This is a genomic window from Moraxella sp. RCAD0137 (assembly GCF_002894025.1).
Classification (GTDB): domain Bacteria; phylum Pseudomonadota; class Gammaproteobacteria; order Pseudomonadales; family Moraxellaceae; genus Moraxella; species Moraxella porci.
This window is the reverse complement of the sequence record NZ_LTCC01000012.1, coordinates 1-13778: the sequence shown is the minus strand read 5'-3', so window position 1 is coordinate 13778 and position 13778 is coordinate 1. Positions and strand designations below refer to the sequence as shown.

Sequence of the window (13778 nt, the reverse complement as noted above, 5' to 3'; positions counted from 1 at the left end):
GAGGACAGACACTACCAAACAAATTGTTCATCACAATGAACAAATCGAACTTTTTTTGCCGATCGCCTTGATCATTCAATCTTATCAATGTCATCACATCAAGCGTCAGCATGACTTACATCACCCAACCAAAGCCCATAAATTAGCAGCTGGAATCTGTAAAATCTTTAAATTGATCATTTTTTATCAAGCAAAATTGAGAAATTTGCTCTACATGCACCCATTTTTGAACTTTTTGAAAGAAAAACACACCGTCATTGAACAACAGACACAACAAAGCGCCAAATACTGGTGGGTATTCAGCACAGATAAATCATTGATTCTTGAGTCGTTCAGCTTGCATGGGTGCGTTTGTCCTTTTGGGATGTGTACGCCTTTCCGCTGTAAGAAGGTTACACAAAAGGTCAAATACTAAATTATAATAAAAAAAAGCCAATAATGCAATACATTATTGGCTTTTTGGCTAAATAATTTTGATCTTTTTGACTAAGCTGCCAAAGTAAGATCCATCAAATTATTTAAGTTCAACGCTCGCGCCAGCTTCTTCAAGCTTCTTCTTAAGCTCTTCAGCTTCAGCTTTAGATGCGCCTTCTTTAACAGTTTGTGGAGCGCCTTCTACTAGGTCTTTAGCTTCTTTCAAGCCAAGGCCGGTAACTTCGCGCACAACTTTAATTACTGCTACTTTCTTGTCGCCGCCGCTGGTTAGAACAACATTGAAGTCGTCTTTTTCTTCAGCTGCACCGCCAGCGTCGCCGCCAGCTGCTGGAGCTGCTGCTAGAGCTGCTGCAGATACGCCGAATTTTTCTTCCATCGCAGAGATAAGCTCAACGATTTCCATTACTGATTTTTCCGCGATTGCGTCTAGGATTTGTTCGTTAGTTAGTGACATAGCAATTATTCCTAAATAAAGGTATGAGAGTAAATAAATTTATAATAAAACGGTAAATTAAGCCGCTTCTGATTCCATCTTGTCGCGAAGTGCAGCAAGTGTGCGAGCAAGTTTGCCAGCTGCTGCTTCTTTCATAGTACCCATTAGGCGAGCGATAGCTTCGTCGTAAGTAGGTAGGGTTGCTAGGCGATCGATAGATTTTGCGTCGATAAATTCACCTTCAAAAGCTGCGCCTTTGATTTCGAACTTGTCATTGCCCTTGGCAAATTCTTTGAACAAGCGTGCAGCTGCACCTGGATGTTCATTAGAAAATGCGATCAAAGTAGGGCCAACGAATACATCGTTCATGCACTCGAATGAAGTGTCAGCTAGGGCACGACGCAACAAAGTGTTACGCACGATACGCATATCGACACCTGCTTCGCGAGCAGCTTTACGAAGTTCGGTCATCTTTGCTACTGTAACGCCGCGTGAATCGGCAACTACAGCAGAGAGCGCACCTTTGGCAGCTTCATTTACTTCAGCAACAATTGCTTGTTTGTCTTGAAGATTTAGTGCCATGGGTTGTCTCCAATATATTGTCCAATAAAATTGAACAATAAGCTAATTTCACAAAGCATTTAACCTTAGTCAAATCTTTGCACCATTACGGGAGAATCGTCTCACCGTCTGCGTAGGCAGGTTTCCCAATTAGACTCATAAGAGCACCTACGGTCTTAGACAGCACAACCCGTTGTGCTGAGCTAATTTGAAAATTCTTTTGATCATCATAAGGCAAAGCTAAGCTTTTCGGGTGGCCTTATGATGAAAAATTCGCACTATTATAAGTAAATCTGACAAAAAATCAAGTTAAATGTTGTATCTAACCGATTTATAGTCGATTACTTGTTCACGCGATGTGGAACTGGATCGATTGCGATGCCAGGGCCCATGGTGCTAGATAGTGTGATCTTCTTGATATAGATACCTTTAGAAGTCGCAGGCTTAGCACGCTTAAGGTCATTTAGTAGTGCAGTTGCGTTTTGTTCGATCTGTTCAGCGGTAAAGCCAACTTGACCGATTGATGCATGGATGATACCAGCTTTATCAACACGGTATTGAGCCTGACCAGCTTTGGTGTTCTTAACAGCAGTCGCAACATCAGCGGTTACTGTGCCAACTTTTGGGTTTGGCATCAGGCCGCGTGGACCAAGGATGGTACCCAATTGACCAACAACACGCATGGCATCTGGAGATGCGATAACCACATCGAAGTCCATGTTGCCAGCTTTGATGCTGTCTGCTAGGTCTTCAAAACCGACAACATCCGCACCTGCTTCTTTTGCAGCATCAGCAGCAGCGCCTTGAGCAAATACAGCAACACGCTTAGTTTTGCCAGTACCTGCTGGTAGGTTGGTTGCACCACGGACCACTTGGTCAGATTTACGCGGGTCAACACCAAGGTTGATTGCGATGTCGATTGACTCTTTGAATTTAGCTGCTGGCAGATCGTTTAGGATCGCTACCGCTTCTTCGATGGTGTATAGCTTGTTGCTATCGACACGATCTTTGATCAGCTGTTGACGCTTAGTTAGCTTTGCCATGTTACACACCCTCCACAGTGATACCCATTGAGCGAGCAGTACCAGCGATGGTACGAACAGCCGCATCAAGGTCAGCAGCGGTTAGATCTGCTTCTTTGGTTTTAACGATTTCTTCTAGCTGCGCACGAGTGACAGTACCAACTTTGGCGCTGTGTGGTGTGCTTGAACCTTTGGCAATGCCTGCTGCTTTACGCAGTAGTACCGCTGCTGGTGGCGATTTCATCACAAAAGTGAATGACTTATCGTTAAATACAGTGATCACAACTGGAATTGGCAGACCTGGTTCGATGTTTGCAGATGCTGCATTGAACTCTTTACAGAATGCCATGATGTTAACACCTTTTTGACCCAATGCTGGACCAATCGGTGGTGAAGGGTTTGCCTTACCGGCAGGCACTTGTAGCTTGATGTAGCCATCAATCTTCTTAGCCATGAGAATCTCTCCGATGGTGGGTACAAACGCTTATTAAGCTCCCCGTGAATAACAAGCTCTAGACACATGCCCAGAGCCGAAACTGCGTATTATACGCGAATTAATTGATCTTTTCAACCTTGGTGAATTCAAGCTCAACTTCGGTTGGGCGGTTGAACACACTGACGGTTAGATGCAGCTTTGATTTGTCATAATCGACCTTTTTCACCAAGCCTTTAAAATCAGTGAATGGGCCATCAATGACCAAAACTTCCTCACCTGGTTCAAACATGGTTTTAGGGCGCGGTGCATCGCCAGTTTTGTTGATGCGATTTAAGATACGATCAGCTTCTGCCTTGGTAATAGGCGCTGGATTTTCTGGCGTACCGCCAATAAAGCCTGTGATATTAGGGCATGAGCGTACAATATGCCAAGTGTCTTCATTCATGTCCATATTGATCAAGACATAGCTAGGGAAGAGTTTTTGTTGCATGGTGCGCTTTTTGCCATCGCGCATTTCGATGACTTCTTCGGTAGGTACCAGTACCTCGCCAAATTTATCAGCAAACTCACTGCGCTTAATACGCTCGATTAAAGAACGCTGAACTTGATTTTCATAACCAGAAAACGCCTGAATGATATACCAACGCATTGATTCACCTTTATGATAAATTGTCTGATCGTTTAAATGACAAAACCAACGATATAATTAAAAAACATATCCAACAACCAAATAATCACACCAAAAATGATGGTGGCCAGTATCACTTGCCAAGTATAGCGCACGGTTTCATCTTTGCTTGGCCAAGTCACGCGACGCAGCTCGATGCCAGCGTCCTTTAGCAAGGTTTTAAATGCTGTGCCTTGATTGGTAAATGCCAAACAAAGAAAACCAAACACCACCAAGCCCACTGTGATGCCAATCTGCACCCAGATATCATTAGCTGGCGCCCAATATCTTGGCAAATACTGAGAAACCAAGGTAGCTGAAATCATCGCCACAATGGCAATCAGCCACAATACCACATCTTTAGCAGAGCGCTTTTTTGCAACTTCTACCACGCTTTCTTTGGAAACTGTGATGGGTTGTTTGTGATCTTTTGAGTCTGCGGTAATTTTAGATTGGGTATCCAAATTGTCTTTATTATCGCTCATGCAGGGACTTGCCTTGGAATGACCAATTTTTATGAAATTAAAAGAATGGTGTGGAAAAGAAGATGGCAGGCGATGAGGGACTCGAACCCCCAACCCTCGAATTTGGAGTCCGATGCTCTACCAATTGAGCCAATCGCCTAGGGTTGTTATGGGTTGCTATTATAGCAAGCTTTTTTGATTTTGCAAGCATTTTTTTTAAAAATCTTCCTGGCTGTCAAAATACAACTCCCAAAACAAAAAGACAAACCCTCTCGGATCTGTCTTTTTGTGTGCAATTGCTACTGATGTCAGTTTGGCAATTGCTTGGGTTGTTTTACTGTTTGACGATTAGTCTTTAACAGTTGCAACAACACCAGCACCTACGGTACGGCCACCTTCACGGATCGCGAAGCGAAGACCTTTGTCCATAGCGATTGGGTGGATTAGCTCAACGCTCATCTCAACGTTATCGCCTGGCATAACCATTTCAGTGCCTTCTTGTAGCGTGATAGCACCAGTTACGTCAGTAGTACGGAAGTAGAACTGTGGACGATAGCCATTTAGGAATGGCGTGTGACGGCCACCTTCTTCTTTTGATAGTACGTATACTTCTGCGTCGAACTTAGTGTGTGGGGTGATTGAACCTGGCTTAGCTAGTACTTGACCGCGTTGAACTTCTTCACGCTTAGTACCACGAAGTAGAACACCACAGTTCTCACCTGCACGACCTTCGTCTAGCAGTTTACGGAACATTTCAACACCAGTACAGGTGGTTTTTTGAGTTGGTTTGATACCAACGATTTCGATCTCTTCACCAACTTTGATGATACCTGACTCAACACGGCCAGTGACAACAGTACCACGACCTGAGATTGAGAATACGTCTTCGATTGGCATTAGGAATGCTTTATCAACAGCACGCTCTGGCTCTGGGATGTAGCTGTCTAGGGTGTCTAGTAGTTCTAGAACTGCTGGCTCACCGTATTGACCTTGGTCACCGTTTAGGCCTAGTAGTGCAGAACCTTTGATGATTGGGGTGTCGTCACCTGGGAAGTCGTAGTCAGATAGAAGTTCACGCACTTCCATTTCTACTAGCTCTAGAAGCTCTTCGTCATCAACTAGGTCACACTTGTTCATGAATACCATGATGTATGGTACGCCAACCTGACGAGATAGTAGGATGTGCTCACGAGTTTGTGGCATTGGGCCGTCAGTTGCAGCAACAACTAGGATCGCGCCGTCCATCTGTGCAGCACCAGTGATCATGTTTTTAACATAGTCAGCGTGGCCTGGGCAGTCAACGTGTGCGTAGTGACGTGCAGCAGTGTCATACTCGATGTGAGAAGTGTTAATGGTAATACCACGTGCTTTTTCTTCTGGAGCAGAGTCAATAGCAGCGTAGTCTTTTGCTTCACCACCGTGGTGCTTAGCAGCAACGGTTGCGATCGCAGCAGTTAGAGTGGTTTTACCATGGTCAACGTGACCGATGGTACCAACGTTTACGTGTGGCTTGTTACGTTCAAACTTGGCCTTTGCCATGATGGTTTCCTCGTATTAAGTGCATGATTAAAATTCAAGCACAGGATGGTTAATGATTTAAGTGCAATACCGCTGTGTTATTAACCAGCAGGTATTGCAGTTTACTCACCAAAAATGATCGATTACTCGTCGTCGTCTTTGGCTGTGAATTTCTTGATGATCTCGTCAGCAACATTCTTCGGAGTTTCTTGATACTTCAAAAATTCCATTGAATAAGTTGCACGACCTTGAGACATAGAACGCATTTGAGTCGCGTAGCCAAACATCTCAGCTAGTGGTACTTCAGCGCGGATAGACTTAGTGCCGCCAGGCAGGTCGTCCATACCTTGAACCATACCACGACGACGGTTCAAGTCGCCCATGATGTCGCCCATGTAGTCTTCAGGAGTTTCTACTTCAACTTTCATGATCGGCTCTAGTAGCGCTGGGCTTGCTTGTACGAAGCCTTTTTTGAACGCCATCGAACCTGCCATCTTAAATGACAATTCGTCAGAGTCAACATCGTGGTATGAACCATCATACAGAGTCGCTTTTACGCCAACAACAGGATAACCTGCGATAACGCCATTTTTCATGCGCTCTTGGATACCTTTATCAACCGCTGCATGGTATTCTTTTGGAACCACACCACCGACGATTTCTTCAGCAAATTCGTATTCAACTTCGCTGGCTGGATCTAGCGGCTCTAGGCGTAGCCATACATGACCAAACTTACCACGACCACCAGTTTGGCGAACAAATTTACCTTCAACTTCAACAGTTTGACGGATCGTTTCACGGTATGCAACCTGAGGCGCACCGATGTTCGCTTCAACATTGAATTCACGCTTCATACGGTCAACGATGATGTCAAGATGCAGCTCACCCATACCTGAGATGATAGTTTGACCTGACTCTTCATCAGTACGAACGCGGAATGATGGGTCTTCTTTTGCTAGACGACCCAAAGCGATCGACATTTTTTCTTGGTCAGCTTTGGTTTTTGGTTCAACAGCTAGTGAGATGACCGGCTCTGGGAATTCCATACGCTCTAGGGTGATGATGTGATCGTTATCACACAGAGTATCACCAGTGGTTACATCTTTCATACCAACTAGGGCAGCGATGTCGCCTGCGCGGATTTCTTCCACTTCTTTTTGTTCGTTTGCGTGCATCTGTACGATACGGCCGATACGCTCACGCTTCATCTTAACAGGGTTGTAAACGCTGTCGCCTTGTTTAACAACACCAGAGTACACACGAACGAATGTTAGGTTACCCACATATTTGTCGTTCATGATTTTGAACGCCAATGCAGAGAACGGTGCCTCGTCAGACGCTTCACGAGAACCTTCAGTCTCATCTTTGTCGTCTAGGATGCCTTTGATCGCCTCAACATCATCAGGTGCTGGTAGGAACTCGATCACAGCGTCAAGCATACGCTGTACGCCTTTGTTCTTGAATGCCGAACCACAAAGCATTGGCTGAATTTCGCTTGCCAAAGTACGGATGCGCAGACCTTCAACGATCTCTTCTTTGGTCAGATCGCCATTTTCAAGGTACTTATCCATCAACTCTTCAGATGCTTCAGCAGCCGCTTCAACCATGTTGGTGCGCCACTCTTCAGCAGTGTCTTGAAGATCAGCAGGGATATCGCCGTACTCAAACTTCATGCCTTGTGATGGCTCATCCCAGATGATTGATTTCATTTCGATCAAATCAACAACACCGGTGAAGCTGTCTTCTGCACCCACTGGAATAACGATAGGCACTGGGTTGCCGCCTAGGCGAGTTTTCATTTGCTCAACCACGCGGAAGAAGTTAGCACCAGTACGGTCCATTTTATTCACGAACGCTAGACGAGGTACTTTATATTTGTTAGCCTGACGCCATACAGTTTCAGACTGTGGCTGCACACCACCAACCGCACAGTAAACCATGCACGCACCGTCAAGTACACGCATAGAACGCTCAACCTCTACAGTGAAGTCAACGTGGCCTGGGGTGTCGATGACATTAATGCGGTGTTCTTTGAACTGATTTCCCATGCCTGACCAAAATGCGGTGGTCGCAGCAGAAGTAATGGTAATACCACGCTCCTGCTCTTGTTCCATCCAGTCCATGGTAGCAGCACCATCGTGTACTTCACCAATTTTGTGTGATACACCTGTGTAGAACAAAATACGCTCAGAGGTAGTAGTCTTACCAGCGTCAATGTGTGCCGAGATACCGATGTTGCGGTAGCGGCTAATAGGAGTTGTACGAGCCATAATTTTTCCTAGAAAAATTCTGTTTAATTTGGTAAATCCGCCAGCCAAACAATGCTCGGTCTGGCAGATTTTTGAGTTTTGTTTGGGAAATTACCCAAAAACAATCGCAGGCTTTTGCTGACAAGCAGCCAAAACCAATTAGAAGCGATAGTGTGAGAACGCTTTGTTCGCGTCCGCCATACGGTGAACATCATCACGCTTCTTGATGGCTGCGCCTTTGCCTTCTGATGCATCATTTAGCTCACCAGCTAGGCGTAGAGCCATTGATTTTTCAGAACGCTTCGCTGCAGCGTCTGCCAACCAACGCATTGCTAGGGCGGTACGACGGGATGGGCGTACTTCCATAGGTACTTGGTAGGTAGCACCACCAACGCGGCGAGCTTTAACTTCGACGGTTGGGCGAACATTTTCTAGCACTTCTTCAAAGAAAGCCACAGGATCTTGGATGTCTTTTTTGGCTGCAACTGCATCTAGTGCGCCATAAACGATCTTTTCTGCGACTGATTTTTTGCCATCAACCATGACATGGTTAATGAATTTAGCGATTGTTTGGCTGCCGAATTTTGGATCTGGTAGGATTTCACGGGCAGCAACGACACGACGTCTTGGCATAATAGTTTCCTTGTTTCTTCAGGATTGTCTGGTATAAAGCTAGGTTTAACCAGCCTTACTGCATGAGCGGGTCTGACACACAAACCCCAATTCATGCAAATGATGTCTTAGGCTTATGCCTTAGGACGCTTAGCACCGTACTTAGAACGGCCTTGCTTACGATCTTTTACGCCTGCACAGTCAAGTGCACCACGCACGGTGTGATAACGCACACCTGGCAAGTCTTTAACACGACCGCCACGGATTAGAACAACGCTGTGCTCTTGAAGGTTGTGGCCTTCACCGCCGATGTAGCTAGAAACTTCATAGCCTGAAGTTAGACGCACACGGCACACTTTACGCATTGCTGAGTTTGGTTTTTTTGGTGTGGTGGTGTAAACACGAGTACACACGCCACGACGCTGTGGGCACGCTTGCAACGCAGGAACTTTTGATTTTTCCTTGATGGTTGTGCGACCCTTGCGGATTAGCTGGTTTGTAGTTGCCATAGGGCAATTCTCTCCCGTTGTTGTTAAAAATTCGCCATTGACAAACCGCCGACCTAAGCCAGCGATTTGAAACAATAACGCAAATCCCCTTTTAGGGGCAATATATTATAGGGCTAAATCAAGAAAACTTCAAGCCGCCCTATAAAATAAGTTGTAATTTGAGCAATTTATTCAATAAAAATCTTTCAATGTGACAAAATGGCAGTTGTCTTCCGCCATTTTGTCGTTGCTCGATCAAATCTGTGCTTAGGCATCTTCTGTCTGAGCATCAGTATCGTCATTATGCTCAGCAGTCAGCAGATTTTCCTCAGTCAAAGTATCTGAGAAAGTCGCCATCGCGGTACCGATCACTTCATCAATCAGCTCATTGTTATAATGCGCACCCACAGCCACCGCAGAGATTGGTAGCAGTTTGTGCAGCCATTTAGGGTTTAGTTTATCCAGATCAATGAATTTATCCAGATCAACAAACTGTTTGGCATACGGCTGACTTTCACGATAGTGCGCTGACAGGCTGTCTAGCTGCGCTTTGACGCCCGTGCTTTGAGCGTTGGCCAACATGGTGCTGCCCAGCGCCAATGCAGTCAAAATGACTTGCTTTTCTTGTAATTTCTCCAAATTGGCACCTGATAGCACGCCATAGGCTTTTTTGACGCCTTCTTTGCCCGTCAGTGGCTTATCATAAATCGCTGCCACTTGATACACGGTGCGCAATGACACCATGAGCAGCCACGCCATGTCAGCCACCACGCCTTTTAGGCCAGCCAGTCCTGCCACACCGCCTAAAGTAGCCAGCGCACGGTTTTGGTTGGCGATATCTTCGGCGAAGGCATCGCGTTCAGCGCCATTCATCGTCTGTAGCAGATCATAGCGCAAGTCTTTTTTTAGATCATTGATCGCCCAGCTGCTCGACCATTCGGCCACTTTGTTGTAGATGGCATCACCGATGGCGTCAAACTTGCTTTGAGGAACGACTTTGCCCACTAGGTTTTGGGCTGCCATCGCTTTGGCACCAAACATTTGACCTGCAAAATAGCTGCTTTGAGCATGGAATGCATCTTGTTCAAAGTCATCTTTTTCGATGTCCACCGCCTGATAGCGCTTATCTCGGCTTTGACTTGCGCCATACATGCCTGACAGATAAGCACCCAACTTACCCAATGTGGCGCCCAGACCCTTTTCGTCATGAGTAGCCTCATAGGCCGCACCAGCTTCTTTGGCTGCTTGTAGCGATTCTTGAGCGGTCAGCTGAAGTGATTGGGCTTCATCTTTGATGACCTGAGTGGCCAGACCAACCTGATCGCCGATTTCATTGACAGTGTCTGTTGCGCCGTATTTTTCGCCCAGTTGCTGGACTTTTTCGTCCAATACCTGTTTGCTTTGCTCGATGAATTGACCAAGCTTATCTTTGGCGGTGTCTTTGGCCGCTTCGATCTTATCATAAGCAGCCGCCGAACCTGTCAAAGCGGCACTTTGTGCATCAGTGATGGCTTGATCAGCTTTCTGTTCGGTGCTGTGCTTTAGCGACTCACCGCCAGATTTGAGCGCATCGACTTTTTGGGTCACTTGCGATTTGATGGCTTCGCCCTTTTCGCTGGCAGCTTGTTTTAGATCATCGATCTTATCATAAGCAGTTTGCTTAAGCGTTTCGGCAGCGTGTTTGGCTTCATCGATTTTTTGCTTAGCGGCATCGACGACGCTGTTTGCTTGCTCGCCTGCTTGGTGCAGCTTGTCTTCAGCCTGTGCTTTTAGCTCATCGACTTTTTGGGCAGCTTCTTGCTTTAGCGTCTCGGCTTGCTGTTTTAGGGTATCGACTTGCTCACTGGCTTGTTGCTTGGCTGTATCGATCGCATCGGCTGCTTGCTCTTTGATTTCATCCACCTTGTCGCCAGCCAGCTTTTGGGCGTCTTCGACTTGTTCGATGGCTTGATCTTTCAGCGCTTGCGCCTGTTCGATGGCTTCATCTGCTTTTTGGCTTACCGCTTGTTTTAGCTCTTGGGTTTTGTCTTGTGCGCTTTGAGTGATCTCTTCGGCAGCTTGCTGGACTTTTTCAGAGGCTGTGCCACCTGCCTGCTTGAGATCATCGATGGCTTGATCGACTTTGCCATCCGCTTTATCATCGCCGTTTTTAGCTTTGTCATCGTTGTTGGCTTTATCGTCGGCTGATTTGTCTGCGTCGGTATCTTTTTGTTTCTCATCGGCTTTATCAGCATCTTTGTTATCAGCTTGATCAGCATCTTCACTGGTATTGCTGTCACGAATGATCACCACATCAGACACTGCTTTGTTATCAATATCCACTTCAGCGACGATCTCCACATCATCGTGCTCGGCGACTTGCTCTGCCAGGGCTTGGATTTGCTCATCATGTGCTTGCTGAGCGGTGTTGGTTTTTGCGTTTTTTTTGTTCGATTTAGGCATAGGTCTCTCCATCATTATTTAAAATTTAAAGAATCAAATATCCATCAAATCAGGCTTATCGTTCGCTGGTTTTGTCATGGCGACATCCTTTGCAAATCCTGACAACTGAACTAAGACTAACATAAAAAACCCATCACGCCTAGTAAAAATATGCAAGATAAATGTTATTAAATGTTCATCTATACACAAATTACTGTCACAATGATGCTGTTTTGATAACTTTGGCAATTTTTGATGCGTTTTTTGGCTTATTTTTACCTATTTTTATGAAAATTTATGAAAATTGATGGAAAAATTCCCCTAAATTTTGGAATAATTTGTTACAATAGTCGCATTACAACTGTAAACTTATTTAGGAAATTGCTCATGAAACGAGTTGTCATCACAGGTGCAGGCATTGTCTCATGCTTGGGTAATGATCTGACCACTGTCAAACAAGCGCTGATGGATGGAAAATCAGGTCTATCATTCAATCAAAGCTATGCCGATCATGGCTTCAAATCACAAGTTGCTGGCAGTATCGACGCTGATAGCCTAGATACCACAGGTATCGACCGCAAGCTCAAACGCTTTATGAGCGATGCCAGTCTGTACGCCTATGTCTCAGCCCTAGCTGCCATCAAAGATGCAGGGCTGACTGTCGAAGATGTCGCTGATAATCCACGAGTCGCTGTCGTGGCTGCATCAGGCGGTGCATCGACTGCTGATGTCGTCGCTGCTGTCGATGCCATGCGTGAAAAGGGTCTGCGTGGTGTGGGTGCGATGGCCGTGCCAAAGGTGATGGCAAGCTCAGTCTCAGCCACACTGGCTACAGGCCTAAAAATCAAAGGCACTTCATACTCACTCTCATCAGCCTGCGCCACTTCTAGCCACTGCGTCGGTCATGCGATGGAGCTGATTCAACTTGGTAAAGCCGATATGGTCATCGCAGGTGGTGGTGAAGGCGAGCACTGGACACAGTCTTGTATGTTTGATGCGATGGGTGCAATGAGCACGCAGTATAACGACACGCCGACCACGGCCAGCCGCCCGTATGACAAAGACCGTGATGGCTTTGTGATTGCTGGTGGTGGCGGTATGGTCATCGTCGAAAGCCTAGAATCTGCCCAAGCGCGTGGTGCTACCATCCTAGCCGAAATCACAGGCTACGGTGCGACATCAGACGGTGCTGAGATGGTCGCCCCTAGCGGTGAAGGTGCGGTACGCTGTATGCAAATCGCCCTAGCCCAAGCAGGCCTAGATAAGGTCGATTATGTCAATAGTCACGGCACGAGCACACCACTTGGGGACATCACTGAGCTAAACGCCATCGCTGCTGCCTTTGGCGGTGTCAATAACACGCCTGCCATCAGCTCAACCAAATCAATGACCGGTCATAGCCTAGGCGCGGTCGGTGTCCAAGAGCTGATTTATTGCCTACTGATGATGAATCATGACTTTATCGCACCAACCATCAACATCACCAACCTAGATGATGGCGCCAAAGACTTTGACATCGTCACCACCACACGCCACACTGCCGTAAACAGTGCCATGAGCAACAGCTTTGGCTTTGGTGGTACCAACGCCGCCCTAGTCCTACAAAAATACTTGGGCTAATCAGCACTCTCTACCAACTACCCCATCTTTTGATGGGGTTTTTGTTTTTGTATAATATGTGGTGTGTCGATGAGTTTGTTAACTAACGCTATGAGCAAATTAATAGATGTTCGTGCCAATGTGCACATCTTTGAAGATAATCACTTTGATTTTTCGGATATCATAGACTTATATTTTAATATAAATAACACAATATTGCATTTTTATTGTAGCTATGATGGTGAAACATTGGTCATGGATAATGTTTTTTCTAAAAATTGTACAAATATGGGAGAATATGGCAATATTCAGCATATTAACTTGACCAATCACCCAATCTTTAATACTGTCATCGGTAGAAAAATATCAAACTACCACCTTATTAAATCAACTCATCGCTTGTGTGGCATTATCATTAATTTTGATAATCAGCATAGAGTGATTATTGCCAATCTTGGCGATGACTTTTTTGTGGGTAATGAGCTCCCCAGCTTATTTAATGGCGGCGATTATACAATAGAGTTGTGTAGCACCTTGAGATGTACATAGCCAACATAGATTGGGTTGATCATATTTGATGGTGCGTTGTACGCACCCTGCTAGACTGGTAAAATTGATTATGAAACGAAAGATATTAAGGTTCAAGGAGTGGTAGAACCATGATTGTACGGTTTATTGCTAGAAACAATCAATATAATGATTGGTTAATAAAAGATAAGTTATATATTGTTTTAGATATCTATTTTAATTTTTGGTGGTGTTTCAAAAAGTATGCTGACATTAAATGAAGCCATTATTGATGTAAAAAAAGGTTAAGTCGAAAGCTTTAAAATGGTTTTCAATCTTTTTTGAAAAATTACAACTCCTTCTAAA

General features: G+C 45.4%; 13 protein-coding genes, 1 tRNA gene and 1 pseudogene. 2 read left to right on the top strand and 13 right to left on the bottom strand.

The window, feature by feature from the left end; genetic code table 11:
• Positions 1-514: 514 nt before the first annotated feature.
• The 12 genes from rplL to AZ602_RS07695 all read right to left on the bottom strand — a co-directional run bounded on the left by rplL (position 515) and on the right by AZ602_RS07695 (position 11327).
• The gene (gene rplL / locus AZ602_RS07750; protein ID WP_103034419.1) at positions 515-889 is read right to left on the bottom strand and encodes a 50S ribosomal protein L7/L12; all 375 of its coding nucleotides are present in this window, start codon (positions 887-889) and stop codon (positions 515-517) included.
• 57 nt (positions 890-946) lie between these two features.
• Positions 947-1450: a 50S ribosomal protein L10 gene (gene rplJ, locus AZ602_RS07745; protein ID WP_078318071.1), complete on the bottom strand. Its 504-nt coding sequence runs from the start codon at positions 1448-1450 to the stop codon at positions 947-949.
• A gap of 320 nt (positions 1451-1770) precedes the next feature.
• Positions 1771-2472 (bottom strand): 50S ribosomal protein L1, encoded by a 702-nt coding sequence (rplA, locus tag AZ602_RS07740; RefSeq protein ID WP_078318072.1) that lies wholly within the window; start codon positions 2470-2472, stop codon positions 1771-1773.
• Between the two features lies 1 nt (position 2473).
• Positions 2474-2905 carry a 50S ribosomal protein L11 gene (rplK, locus tag AZ602_RS07735; protein WP_078318073.1) on the bottom strand — a complete coding sequence of 144 codons (432 nt, stop codon included), beginning with the start codon at positions 2903-2905 and terminating at the stop codon, positions 2474-2476.
• 100 nt (positions 2906-3005) lie between these two features.
• Positions 3006-3536, bottom strand: a complete 531-nt coding sequence (gene nusG / locus AZ602_RS07730; protein WP_103034418.1) for a transcription termination/antitermination protein NusG — start codon at positions 3534-3536, stop codon at positions 3006-3008.
• A 32-nt stretch (positions 3537-3568) separates the two neighbouring features.
• Positions 3569-4039: a preprotein translocase subunit SecE gene (gene secE, locus AZ602_RS07725; protein ID WP_078318075.1), complete on the bottom strand. Its 471-nt coding sequence runs from the start codon at positions 4037-4039 to the stop codon at positions 3569-3571.
• Positions 4040-4102: 63 nt separating this feature from the next.
• Positions 4103-4178 (bottom strand) — tRNA-Trp (locus tag AZ602_RS07720).
• Positions 4179-4366: 188 nt separating this feature from the next.
• The gene (gene tuf / locus AZ602_RS07715) at positions 4367-5557 is read right to left on the bottom strand and encodes an elongation factor Tu (RefSeq protein WP_078318570.1); all 1191 of its coding nucleotides are present in this window, start codon (positions 5555-5557) and stop codon (positions 4367-4369) included.
• Between the two features lie 122 nt (positions 5558-5679).
• Positions 5680-7806: an elongation factor G gene (fusA, locus tag AZ602_RS07710; RefSeq protein WP_078317979.1), complete on the bottom strand. Its 2127-nt coding sequence runs from the start codon at positions 7804-7806 to the stop codon at positions 5680-5682.
• 138 nt (positions 7807-7944) lie between these two features.
• Entirely contained in the window at positions 7945-8418 is a 474-nt protein-coding gene (gene rpsG, locus AZ602_RS07705) for a 30S ribosomal protein S7 (RefSeq protein WP_078317978.1), read from the bottom strand.
• Between the two features lie 113 nt (positions 8419-8531).
• Positions 8532-8906 carry a 30S ribosomal protein S12 gene (rpsL, locus tag AZ602_RS07700; protein ID WP_003656377.1) on the bottom strand — a complete coding sequence of 125 codons (375 nt, stop codon included), beginning with the start codon at positions 8904-8906 and terminating at the stop codon, positions 8532-8534.
• Between the two features lie 246 nt (positions 8907-9152).
• Complete coding sequence (locus AZ602_RS07695; RefSeq protein WP_103034417.1) at positions 9153-11327, bottom strand: EcsC family protein; 2175 nt, start codon at positions 11325-11327, stop codon at positions 9153-9155.
• A gap of 366 nt (positions 11328-11693) precedes the next feature.
• Here AZ602_RS07695 and AZ602_RS07690 point away from each other — a divergent pair, with 366 nt between their 5' ends.
• On the top strand, positions 11694-12926 hold the full coding sequence (locus AZ602_RS07690; RefSeq protein WP_103034416.1) for a beta-ketoacyl synthase N-terminal-like domain-containing protein: 1233 nt from the start codon (positions 11694-11696) through the stop codon (positions 12924-12926).
• Between the two features lie 69 nt (positions 12927-12995).
• On the top strand, positions 12996-13454 hold the full coding sequence (locus AZ602_RS07685; protein WP_103034415.1) for a hypothetical protein: 459 nt from the start codon (positions 12996-12998) through the stop codon (positions 13452-13454).
• A gap of 231 nt (positions 13455-13685) precedes the next feature.
• Here the strand turns inward: AZ602_RS07685 and AZ602_RS07680 are convergent.
• Positions 13686-13778 (bottom strand): annotated as a pseudogene (locus tag AZ602_RS07680) (IS1 family transposase); the annotation flags it as partial.

What these genes read in the sequence shown, in the direction of transcription:
- rplL (WP_103034419.1), bottom strand. Translation starts at nt 889, where the DNA reads ATGTCACTAACTAACGAACAAATCCTAGACGCAATCGCGGAAAAATCA.
- rplJ (WP_078318071.1), bottom strand. Translation starts at nt 1,450, where the DNA reads ATGGCACTAAATCTTCAAGACAAACAAGCAATTGTTGCTGAAGTAAAT.
- rplA (WP_078318072.1), bottom strand. Translation starts at nt 2,472, where the DNA reads ATGGCAAAGCTAACTAAGCGTCAACAGCTGATCAAAGATCGTGTCGAT.
- rplK (WP_078318073.1), bottom strand. Translation starts at nt 2,905, where the DNA reads ATGGCTAAGAAGATTGATGGCTACATCAAGCTACAAGTGCCTGCCGGT.
- nusG (WP_103034418.1), bottom strand. Translation starts at nt 3,536, where the DNA reads ATGCGTTGGTATATCATTCAGGCGTTTTCTGGTTATGAAAATCAAGTT.
- secE (WP_078318075.1), bottom strand. Translation starts at nt 4,039, where the DNA reads ATGAGCGATAATAAAGACAATTTGGATACCCAATCTAAAATTACCGCA.
- tuf (WP_078318570.1), bottom strand. Translation starts at nt 5,557, where the DNA reads ATGGCAAAGGCCAAGTTTGAACGTAACAAGCCACACGTAAACGTTGGT.
- fusA (WP_078317979.1), bottom strand. Translation starts at nt 7,806, where the DNA reads ATGGCTCGTACAACTCCTATTAGCCGCTACCGCAACATCGGTATCTCG.
- rpsG (WP_078317978.1), bottom strand. Translation starts at nt 8,418, where the DNA reads ATGCCAAGACGTCGTGTCGTTGCTGCCCGTGAAATCCTACCAGATCCA.
- rpsL (WP_003656377.1), bottom strand. Translation starts at nt 8,906, where the DNA reads ATGGCAACTACAAACCAGCTAATCCGCAAGGGTCGCACAACCATCAAG.
- AZ602_RS07695 (WP_103034417.1), bottom strand. Translation starts at nt 11,327, where the DNA reads ATGCCTAAATCGAACAAAAAAAACGCAAAAACCAACACCGCTCAGCAA.
- AZ602_RS07690 (WP_103034416.1), top strand. Translation starts at nt 11,694, where the DNA reads ATGAAACGAGTTGTCATCACAGGTGCAGGCATTGTCTCATGCTTGGGT.
- AZ602_RS07685 (WP_103034415.1), top strand. Translation starts at nt 12,996, where the DNA reads ATGAGTTTGTTAACTAACGCTATGAGCAAATTAATAGATGTTCGTGCC.